This window comes from Haloechinothrix alba (assembly GCF_900188115.1).
GTDB lineage: Bacteria > Actinomycetota > Actinomycetes > Mycobacteriales > Pseudonocardiaceae > Haloechinothrix > Haloechinothrix alba.
The window spans coordinates 224208-235067 of record NZ_FZNW01000006.1 but is presented as its reverse complement, the minus strand read 5'-3'; the positions used below and the strand labels follow the sequence as shown (position 1 = coordinate 235067).

At 65.4% G+C, this 10860-nt stretch carries 5 protein-coding genes; 2 read left to right on the top strand and 3 right to left on the bottom strand.

All coding sequences use genetic code 11. The features are described from left to right. Positions 1-7 precede the first annotated feature (7 nt). Positions 8-5209 carry a DEAD/DEAH box helicase gene (locus tag CHB84_RS07680; protein WP_089300798.1) on the bottom strand — a complete coding sequence of 1734 codons (5202 nt, stop codon included), beginning with the start codon at positions 5207-5209 and terminating at the stop codon, positions 8-10. Positions 5210-5692: 483 nt separating this feature from the next. On the opposite strand from CHB84_RS07680, the gene CHB84_RS07675 reads away from it, so the two are divergent. Next, positions 5693-6118: a hypothetical protein gene (locus CHB84_RS07675; protein WP_141134607.1), complete on the top strand. Its 426-nt coding sequence runs from the start codon at positions 5693-5695 to the stop codon at positions 6116-6118. Between the two features lie 301 nt (positions 6119-6419). Here the strand turns inward: CHB84_RS07675 and CHB84_RS22800 are convergent, their stop codons facing one another. Then, positions 6420-6581: a hypothetical protein gene (locus tag CHB84_RS22800; protein WP_176439827.1), complete on the bottom strand. Its 162-nt coding sequence runs from the start codon at positions 6579-6581 to the stop codon at positions 6420-6422. A 582-nt stretch (positions 6582-7163) separates the two neighbouring features. Next, positions 7164-8594, bottom strand: coding sequence for an ATP-binding protein (locus CHB84_RS07665; protein WP_217898485.1), 1431 nt, complete (start codon positions 8592-8594; stop codon positions 7164-7166). A 270-nt stretch (positions 8595-8864) separates the two neighbouring features. Between CHB84_RS07665 and CHB84_RS07660 the strand changes: the two genes are divergently transcribed. Next, positions 8865-10496 carry a serine/threonine-protein kinase gene (locus CHB84_RS07660; protein ID WP_245818613.1) on the top strand — a complete coding sequence of 544 codons (1632 nt, stop codon included), beginning with the start codon at positions 8865-8867 and terminating at the stop codon, positions 10494-10496. Positions 10497-10860: the final 364 nt, after the last annotated feature.

Below are 10860 nucleotides of genomic sequence, written 5' to 3'. Positions count from 1 at the left end.
CCGTTTCTCAGCTCGGTCCGAACACGCTGGGATAGCGCTGGATGACACTCGCCCAATCGGCGTCGTGTGCCACCCGCACCACGCTCCAGCCCAAGTCGTACAGCCGCTCCTCGGCCTCGGCATCGCGCTGCGCGGCGCGGTCCGCCTCGTGGTGCGGACCGTCCACGAACACCGCGACGTTGCCGCCGTTGGCTTGATAGACGAAATCCACCCGGGTGCCCGCATCGCGCACCAGGCGCTGCGCCTCATCCGGTAGTCGGTAGTTGTGCTGGCGCAGCCATTGGACGAACTGCCGTTCAAGTTCCGAATCGCAGGCCCGCAGCAGATGATCGAGCTGCTCGTCGCGGCTGACCCCGCCCGAACCGCGGATCGTCTCCGCGCCGGCCAGGGCCAGTAGCTGATCGCGCACGAGGTGGCGGTCGATCTGCTCGTGCACCTGCTGATTGCGGTAGGACAGCAAGCAGTCGTAGCAGGCCCGTTCACACCGCTCGCCGTGCGAATCACGGCCCTCGGTGTCCTCGCCGGTATTCGGATCGAAGTGCGCCAGTTCGAGCGCGTAGCGGGCCGCAGTGGCCAGCGCTCCCGGCTCGTCGACGAGCCTGCGCAGCACGCCCGCGCCGCCTTCGGCGGATTCGATGAACAACGCCCGGCCGCGATGATCAGGATCCGGCAGCAACTCGCAGTCCAGCTCGGACTCCTCCAGCTGGAACGCGGTACCGATCCCGCGGCTGAGCGCGAACATCAACGTACCCGCGGCCTCAGCGCTCACCTGGTGCGGCAAGCGGGTGATCAGAATGTTGCGCCGGTCCTCCACATACGGGATGACCTTCTGTTTGGTCTGCACGTCCTCGGCCTCGGCCAGGCTGTCGTCTTCCGGGGTGTGGTCGGCGGCCTTCCGTTCGGACAACCATTCCCCGTTGACCGTATCCAGCCAGTAGCCGACCTCGGTGGGATTCTTCCGGCGTTTGCGTCCCTTGTTCGTGACGCGCACGGTAGCCGTGTCCCCATAGGACAGTTCGAGGAGTTGGCCGGTCGCATCGCTGGCCGAGGCGTCGACCCGGCCCGGCCGATGACCGTGTTCGGTGAACCGATACGAGGTCGTCAGTTCGAAGCCCGCGCGACGGCGCTCCTCCTCATCGGAGGATATCCGCTCGCGGCGGCGGGTGAATACGGTTTGCAGACGCAGCAGGTTGTACGTGGTGGCACCCAACGTGGCCCCGCAGAGGTCGCAGACGTCCACGCCGACGTCCTTGTCGTGCAGGTAGCCGCAATGCTGGCATGTTCGGGCCTGCTGGGTCTCGATCGCGTTCTGCCCCGGCTGCGTGGGCGGCAGCTGGATGTACTTCACCTCGTAGCGTGCGCCCTCGTGGTAGATCAGCGCGCCCGGACCGAATTCGCGCACCGCGAGGAACCGTGGCCGCTGCACATAGTCGCCGTCACTGCCCCGTGCCCCACGCATGCCCGGCACGTACGCTGCCAACGGCAGCCGGGGGAACGAGTAGCCCGGCAGGAAGCCCTCGGAGGCGAAGTACCGGTACGAGTAGAAGTCGGTCTGGCTACGATCCGAATCCTCGTTGCGCAGCAGACGCAGTTGCGTCTCCGCATCCCGTCGCCGCCCCTGAGCCAGGTTGCGCTGTAGCTTCGATGCGGACAGATCGCCAATGATTTGGTGTTGCTTCTCGCGCTCCACCAGAGCCGCGCGGTAGAGGTCGCGCCAGCGGTCGCATGCCCGGTCGAAACTCTCCGGCGCCGCGTTCACCACCTCCTCGAGCCAGCCGTCGTGATACCAGGAGGTGTCCGCTAGCTCGCCGACGATTCCGGACAGCAGATCCCACGCGCGCCGCACGGCCCGCCGCTGCGCGTGCGCGTCGTTCATGGTCGCCCGCACTTCGGGCAGCAAATCCAGCGTCGGTTCGTCGCCCGCCAGATCGATCAGTTCCGCAAGCGACTGGTGCAGGTCCTGTCCGGTTTCGGCGAGCCAGATCGCGTGGACGTGCGAACGCAACAAGTCCTCATTGGTCAGGTCCAGCCGGGGTGGGGCCACCGAACCGGCCACCATGTGCCGCGCGTTGCGGAAGTAGTACTGGTCGTGCGCGTTGCCGGTCGCGCAGTACGTCGTGACCAGCGCGGGCTGGCCGGAACGACCCGCGCGGCCGCTGCGTTGCGCGTAGTTCGCGGGGGTCGGCGGAACGTTGCGCAGTGCCACCGCGTTCAGGCTGGCGATGTCCACGCCGAGTTCCATCGTCGGGGAGCAATACAGTAGCGGCAGGTTACCGGCACGGAACTCCTTCTCCCGGTCCTGCCGCTGTTCGGGCGGCACCTGCGCGGTGTGTTCTCGAGCATGAAGGCCGGACAGCGTTCGGGCGACCTCGCGGTACAGGCGGAGGAAGAACGGGTTCACCCGCGGACCCTGCTCGTTTTCCACGATGCGCCGGAGCCGGTCTTCCGCGCCCGTCTCGCCGTCGCCCATGCGCCAGAGGATTGCCGCCGACTTCAGCCGATACGCGGGAGTTCCCGACGTGTCGTGGTAAGCGATGGTCAGCAGACCACACTTCTCCAACACAGCCAGCGTGTCGCGAATGACCTGCTGAGCATCGTCCTTTTCCAGCTCGTTCGGCGGGTGCACCAGCGTACCCTCCCGGCGGAGGAACCGCCCGAGCGCACCCTGACCGGACAGGTAGAGGTCGCGCCGAGACCCACCTCGGCCACCTGGTCGTGGATAGGCGGCACCCACTTCAGGGCTGCGTTCCCCCTCCGGAAGCGCCCACGGGCCGGTCAGATGCTGATCGCTCTGTCTCCGGAGGCGCTCGAATCCGTCCTGCCCGAAGTAGTCCACGTCGATCGCCAGAACCCGACGCAGCTCATCCAGCATGGTAACGCAGAGCTCACGGCGCTGCCCGTAGTCCGCGTCGCGGAGCGCATCGTGGCAGCCGTCCCACGTTTCCTGGCTGGCGGCGATGTCATCCAGATCGAGGTAGTCCACCGACAACAGCCCGGTCTGTTCCAGGTTGGGCATGGTGACCCGCCAGCCGCGCTCCAAATCCTGATAGAGCCGGTAGCCCACTACGTCACGCAACGCCGACTCGGCGGCCCGGCGCGCACCGAACTGGGCCTCCGGGTTCTGCGCGTAGTCGGCGAAGTTCAGACCGAGCTTCTCGCACACGCGCATCGCGATGTCGTCATGCGTCAGCGTCTGCTCGTCTGCGTCACGCATGGCCTGATACAGCGCTCCACGAAGCTGCGTGACCTGGACGAAGTCGTTGAAGTGCCCGGCCTGCAGGCTGGCGTCCTGACGGTTATCGACGAAGGTGAGCAGCTTACGCGCTTCGGCATTGAAGTCAGGATCGTCAACTTGTTTGAGGCTGCGCACGATGCTGGAACTGATCACGGAGGTGGCCGAGCTGCGGCCTTCCGCGGACAACGTTGCCAGCTTCGCGAAGTCCCGCCCACGCTGCTCGTAGGACACCCGGCAGCGCAAGCAGAACGGGAACGGGCTGGGGACGAACGCCGCCTTCAGGCCATCATGCCGATCGACTTCCGTGCCGCCGACGTCGACATGCACGACGCGAGGCAGGTACTTTTCCTTGGTCTTATTCACCCACGTGTATCCGTGTTGATCCGTGACCAGCCACGAATCCGGTAGGCGGCCCTCGTAGATCGCCTCGTCACGAGTCTCCGGCCACGCCTGGCCCGCATCGCTGCTGATAAACAGGTACCCCGTCGCGAAGTCCCCGCCTCCGGCATCGTTGTCGAACCGCGCCTGGTAGTAGGTCGCGCCGTGTCGCTCGGTTTTGCGGACTGTGAGATATTCCTGGCCGCATTCGCGGCAGAACGCCACCGGAACCAGCACCTTCTCCGGAGCGCCCGGCACCACAGTCTGATAGCGGCTGGTGATGTAGCGGGTGTCCTCTGGCTCGAGGCTGACGTAGACGTGATCGCCCTTGGACAGGAACTGGTGCAGCCGGAAGGCGAAAGCAGGCCGTCCCGTCGCAGGATCGAGCACCTGCGAAGCCTCCTCCAGCACACCGCGAATCGCCTCCAGGCACTGGTCCGTCCCGGCCCATGTGTCGATCGCCAGCTGTCGCGCCGCCGCCTGCAGGGTGGTGGGTTGCTGGCGGACCAGGCGGTTGTCCTCGCGTGCCATGCGGATGCCGAAGGTGGACTCGACCCATGAGACAAGCGGGTCGTGCAAGAACTCGTGATAGTCAGGCTTGCGTCCGGACCGCTGCATGTGGTGTGCAAGGGGCGCTTTGGCGGCTTCTGGACTGGTGACGCGTTGCAGCGTCTCGCCGATCACGCGCTCGGGAGTGACCGTGGATCCGAACAAGCGCGCGGCCACATCCGCAACCGTTTCCCGCTCCTCCGCCAGGCTATCGGAGGTCGCCATCGTGGCCGACGTGCCGACACACTGCAGCCCAGGCGCGGCGCACGCGTCCCGCAGCCTGCGTACCAGCATCGCTACGTCCGCGCCCTGCCGACCTCGGTACGTGTGCAACTCATCCAGCACAACGAACTGGAGTCCCTGTGCGGCCCGCACCAAATGGTCACGCTCGCGCGGGCGGGTCAGGACCAGATCCAGCATCACGTAGTTGGTGAGCAGGATGTCCGGCGGGTTGTCCAGGATGCGTTTGCGCTCCTCATCGGATTCCTGCCCGGTGTAGCGTTCGAAAGTCACCGGCTGGCCGTCAGTCGGGTAGCCATAGGTGAGGAACTTGTTCAGCTCCCCCAGTTGGCTATTGGCCAGCGCGTTCATCGGGTACACCACGATTGCTTTGACGCCCTTGCCCGGCGCCTGCTCATCGCGGGCGCGCACAACGCGATCCACGATGGGGATCAGATAAGCGAGGCTCTTGCCTGAGCCGGTTCCGGTAGTGAGCACGTAACTCTCGCCGGTTCGCGCGGCCTCGATGGCTTCGCGCTGGTGACGGTACAGGTGCAGGCTCTGCGTGCCCGGGTCAGCCTGCTCCTGTTTGAGCCTGAAGATGCGTTCGCATTCAGGATGCAGGAGCCCTTCCTCGACAAGCTCGCCGACCGTGCCCCCAGGGGCGAAGTTCGGGTTGAGCGACAGGTACGGATCAGGCCACTGCTCACCCGAGTCCATGCGCACACGGACGTGCTCGGCGAGACGCTCGTTGCGTGGGTCGACGAAGCTCGACGTGAACTGCCGGTAGTCATCGACCAGCTGTTCGCGAACCTCAAAGACATCCATCGGTCGTTCGACACCATCCTGTTCAGCCGCTACTCCCGTGCCTGGTCATCGTCGTCCACCGGCACGACCTGAGCCAAGATGCGGTTACCCCTTCGCAACGAGCCATCTTGAGGCCCAGAACATTCCACCTTGTCGCTGTGCTCGAATTCCTCCGTTTACAAAGAATATAACTGTTAACGTAGTCAACACTAGCACATCGATTTAGGGGCGTCACCGCACCAGTCATCGCTGTCCACGCCGCAACGCTGCTACCGGGCACCTGCCACATTCTGTCTGTCGTCAACAGGAAGCTGAACGTAACGGGCAAACTCGTATCAAAGAGTCACAGGTTGGTGACACTGAGATCAAGGACCGCGCGCATCGTGGCGGTCAGGAACTCGTCCGTCGTGGCCTGGGGTGGTACGGACGGGATCGTGGGCTGGGGCTAGGACCGACAACATCTTATTCATCGAGAACGATCACCTCGTGCCCCAGGTCGTAGGCATGACAGGGCCCGCTCAGCAGGCGAAGGGCCAGCACCCGCGCAAGCCCTTCACCGAGCTGCGCGCAAAGGCCCCTGGCGCGGTTCGCGATCTTGATCAACACATCCTCGACCGGGTGCAGCAGGGATACTGCGACACCACCATGGGCGCCGCGCGCAAGATCCTGCGAGCCGACTGCTTCCCCCGGGGTGCTGGTCTGCCCGCCGATGGTGCCGCGGAGCTGGACATCAAGCGGCTACGCGGGCAGGGCAATGACCACGCAGCGGACCGGATACACGTGACGCTGCAGGAACTGGCCGGTCGTGAGCCGGCCCCGCACTATCCCCGGACCACCGCGCAGGACGCACTCCCCCAGTTCGAACGGTTCGTCTCCGACGTTCTCCAACCGTTCGCGGCGTTGGTAAGGCCTGTCCAGAGTGGCGAGTGAATTATCGCGAACTAGTGGAAACTCTGCGAAGTCGGCCGCTGTCGGTCATCCACGCCACTTCCAGGGTGTAGCCCCCCACCAGTCCGGGCTGGGGCTGTACTGCAGTCATTCGTCCCTGACCTCGGTCTTGCGGGCGTGGGAATTCTGCCTTGTGTGCATGTGCTGCGGTGGCCGGCGCGCTATGTCCGGCTGCTGAAGGGGCGCTTTCGGGGTTGTGGGGATAGTAGCGGCGAAGGTGGGGGCGCTGCTGGCAGGTTAGGGCCGTGCGGAGTCGGCGGAAACGTTCCGCGATCTCGACTGCTCAGCACCGGGTGCGGTCGATGCGTAATTCGAGTCGTCGGACGGTACACACCAGCTGGGCGGCCGCGTGCAGCACCCGGTAGCGGAAGGCGTGGATCTCGCAGCCGCCCAGCTCGCTGGTGCCAGCGCAGGCCGCGGCCCACGCGCTCACCCAGGTCGTCATCGAGACCACCGGCGAGCTGCTGCTGACGACCTACTCGGCCGCACCGCACGAGCCGCTGCGCGAGTCGCCGACCGCCGCATCCTCCTGGTATCCAGCGCTAACCTCACCCAGTCCGGGGTCGAGAAGAACGTCGAAGCGGGCATGCTGATCCGCGGCGGTGCCGCACCCGCCCGCGCCGCCGAACACATCGCGGATCTGCAGGTCAAAGGCGTACTCGAACGGCTGGCAGTCACCGGCCGTGGTGCGCCGTGATTCTCGCGTTCAGAATCGCAGCCGTCCCGATTACGGACTCATCCGTCGGATCGCCGATCCCCCAGCGCGGCGATGGGCACAATCGCACACCTCATACTGGGCTTTTCGCACACCGAGTGACGGCAGCCCCGCACAGGCCCCTCCTGTAACGAATCGAGCCCTGGGGTCCGTACTAGCTGCGACCCCGCAGGACTCCTCCTAGGCACACGTGTCGAGCGCTGCGATCCCGTCACCGCGGGCGAACCAGTGCCCGTGCCCGCTGCGTGCGATACCTATGGTGGGCACGCTGCTTGGAGGGACACATGCCCCAGCGCAATGTGCGCCGGGAACCTACTCCACTGCAATTGCCCAGGTCGCGCGCGGGTCTTTCGCGGAGCGACCATTCCAGCTGACAAGCCCTTCATCGTGTAGGGCACGGAGTCGTGCGATAGCTGTCGGCCGACTCAGATCCAGCGAGTCGGCGATGTCGCCTGTGCCGAGCGGCCGGTCAGTTGCACGAAGAAGGTCTAGGACGGCTTGCGCTCCATGGGGTAGCCGAGCCGCCAGCTCCGGGTCGAGGCGAGATACCGCTGCCAGCTTGAGGCGCACGCTGCCACTTGTCTGGGTATAGATAGGGTCGCGCAGACCGACGCGGCGCATCTCGTCGAAGATCCGCTTGATCCCCTCGCCGAACTCCTGGCCAATTCGCAGGTCGGCACACACACGCGCGATACGCGGGTTGCGCGCGAACCGACTGATCTCCAGTGGCTTCGACGGATCGGCAAGGCCAGGAAAGCGGCCGGGACTCTCGATCTCGATACGGTCCGGGTAGATCTCGACCCGTATATGATCACCAGCGAGGCTGTACGAACGATGGATCGCCGCATTCACCAACCCTTCCAACCACGCCTGGCGAGGGACCAGATCGTGACCGGTGAAGCGGCCATACTCGTCAAGAGCGCGACGACGTGGTGCATAGCGCTCGATAGCCTCGCGGGCGTCGTTGATTGCCCGCGGTAGCGGTCCTTCGATCCTAAGATCGGCTTCTTCGTCCAGTGTGAACCGTGCTCCTGTTCCTCGTTCTGTCGACGTGAACCGCAGGACTCGGATGAAGGCCTGCGGAAAGAGATGCTGAGGATGGGTAGCGAACAGCAGGTATGCGGCGTTTGTTACGTGCCCTTCGCGGGTAAGCAAGCTTCGAGCGTGCAGCAGCCGGTCCAGGATTTCCGCGCCGGCACTCGTCCGGTACTGTTCTAGCAACGTCGAGTCAAGATCGGTGAGGTCCACACCCGCTGCCGCGAAGCCGTCGTACTGAGCTTGCCCCTTGTCGAACTCGAGTTCCTGCCGTTGGTGGAAGCTCAGCTTGCGGGACTCGTCTCCTGATCGGAGATAGCAGTCACCGCTGGGGGTTTCGTGCACTCGCTCGCCCGGAGGCACCCTGATCACCAGCAAAGTATCGTTCTCGCCTGCTTCGTTGACGCACGAAACCTCCTCGGCACTCGAGCGAACTGGAGGTACCGCATGATCCATACACGCTTGGCGAAGGGCGTTGACCTTCGATACATGCCCATGGAGGCCCTCCACGTGCCCGTCGCGCAGCCCCACCACGACGGTTCCGCCTTCGGCGTTCGCGAAGGCGATCAGAGTACGTGCAAGGTCCTTCGCGTTGATCCGCACACTCTTGCGGTCGAACCACTGGTTTTCCGGGGCAGCGAGAAGTTGCTGGCCAACATCGGACTGCGCGGCGTGATGCAGGATGTGATCCACTTCGTTCGACGACACGAAGCTAGTCTAAAATTTTTAGAGTAGCTTCGTGTCGTCGGGTTCGACTGCGCGGTCGTGCACGCCAGCCAGATCTGCATGAAATGCACGAGGTTAACACTTCGCGCTCAGTTGGTCACTAATTGTTTCCAGCCTACTCTCTACGTTCGCCGAGGCGGACCCCGATGCACTGCATTACGAGTCCGGACGGTGTGCACGTTCCGAGGTCATGACAGTGCCCGTGCACGCTGGGTGTGATACCTATGGTGGGCATCGTGCTTGGAGGGACACGTGGCCCAGCGCAAGGTGATCAACGAACGCTACGAACTGCAGCGGCTCCCCCTCGCCCGTGGCGGGATGGGCGAGGTGTGGGAAGGACGCGACACCAAGCTGGACCGTGAGATCGCCGTCAAGTTCGTGCGCTTCCCCGACGGTGTCCCCGACGACGAGCTGATCCGGCGGTTCGTGCGCGAGTCCCGCATCACCGCCCGGCTGCAGCACCCCGGCGTACCGGCGGTGTTCGACGTCGGCACCGAGGACGGGCGACCGTACCTGGTGATGCAGCGTATCCGGGGACTCAGCGTGGCGGACCTCCTCGATCAGCACGAGCGCCTCCCGGTTGGCTGGGCCACGGCGATCGCCGCGCAGGCCTGCTCCGTACTCGCTGTCGCCCACCACGCCTCACTCGTGCACCGTGACCTCAAACCCGCGAACCTGATGCTGGAGCCGGACGGCACCGTCAAGGTGCTCGACTTCGGCCTCGCTGTCGCGCTCGACCTCGCCGACGTCTCCCAAATCACCCGCTCCGGCCAGCACATCGGCACGCCCGCCTACATGGCACCTGAGCAAGTGCTGGCGGCGATGAGCGGGCCGCAGACCGACATCTACGCGCTCGGCTGCACCCTGCACGAGATGCTCACCGGTGCGAAGCTGTTCACCGGCACGACCCAATACGCCGTGATGAACAAGCAGGTCGACGAACCACCGACGCCGGTGCGCGACATCCGCCCGGAGGTTCCGGCCGGCCTGGACAGCGTGATCGGCGCGATGCTGGAGAAGAAACCGGAAGACCGCCCGTCCACCGCGCAAGACACCTACGAGAGCCTGCTGCCCTACGTGGAGAGCCTGGAACACATACCCGGCGTGCTGCATCCCCCGGCAATCCCCAGCCCCACGCAGATGTATGCGACGGTACTGAGCCGGGCCTTCACCCCCACACCGCAGGAGCAGACCGCGCCGGACACGGCGCAACCACCAACCAGCGAGTCACAGCACACCCTGCCGGCGACCGCACCGGAACACAGCGCCGGAACACCCTCCAGCAGCACCGCGCTCACAGGCGACACGGCGGCCGGACATGCGACCCGCAGCAGCCTGGCGGAGACCCGTGCGGAGGCGAGCGAGCTCGTGCGGCAGTCCCGCTACAGCCAAGCCGCCGAGCTGCTCAGCGAGACGATCCGGTCGGCACGCGAGTCGTTCGGGCCCCTCGACGATGACGTGATCAATCTCAGGCTGGAATGGGCGAACGTGCTGTTCGAAGGCGGCGACTACCGCACCGCGGCACCGGCCTACCAGGCACTCAAGGCAGACCTCGTGGAGCGGGATGGCCCGGACGCCGAACTGGTGTTCCGCTGCCGGCTACAGAACGCCACCTGCCACGCCCTGCTCGGCGACACCACGACCGCGCTAGAGGCCATGCACGAGTTGTTGGCCGACGAGCGGCGCGTCTTCGGAACCCACGATCCGCGAACGATCGAGCTACGTCGCCAGATCGGCCTATTGCAGCTGGGCGCCGGCCAGCGAGAGGCTGCACAGGGCACGCTGCGCGAGCTGCTCGACGAATTGCTGGAACAGCACGGCGAGGACCATCCCGCCGTGCCGAAAGTGCGGGACCTGCTCGCCGGGATCGGCGGCGAATCGTAGGGAGGAAGCGAGGCCGTGCCACATCTGGCCATCGACAGGGATTTCCTCCGCGAGTACGCCAAGCTGGAAAGTCCGTGCAGCAGCGCGTGGACGAGGCATTCGGCCGGAAGTAGCGACGTCGCGGCGCTCCAGTGACACGCCGCCGAACAGCAGCTGCATCGGCTCGATGAGCTTCTCGCCGAGTACGGCGAGCAGCACCCCGCGCTCGCCCAGTTCCGTGACCTGCTATCGGAGCGCCCCGACGGTTCGACCTGACGCACCGAGCTGCTGAACCGCGCTGCCGGTCGCGGCGTGCGCACGACGTGGCGGGACACCACGAAGCCCGGTGAGCCCTCCTCGTGTACCTCTCTGCCCTGTATTTGTA

Bases quoted from the DNA above. Each gene is read 5' to 3' on its own strand.
- CHB84_RS07680 (WP_089300798.1), bottom strand. From the start codon at position 5,209: ATGGATGTCTTTGAGGTTCGCGAACAGCTGGTCGATGACTACCGGCAG.
- CHB84_RS07675 (WP_141134607.1), top strand. From the start codon at position 5,693: ATGACAGGGCCCGCTCAGCAGGCGAAGGGCCAGCACCCGCGCAAGCCC.
- CHB84_RS22800 (WP_176439827.1), bottom strand. From the start codon at position 6,581: ATGACGACCTGGGTGAGCGCGTGGGCCGCGGCCTGCGCTGGCACCAGC.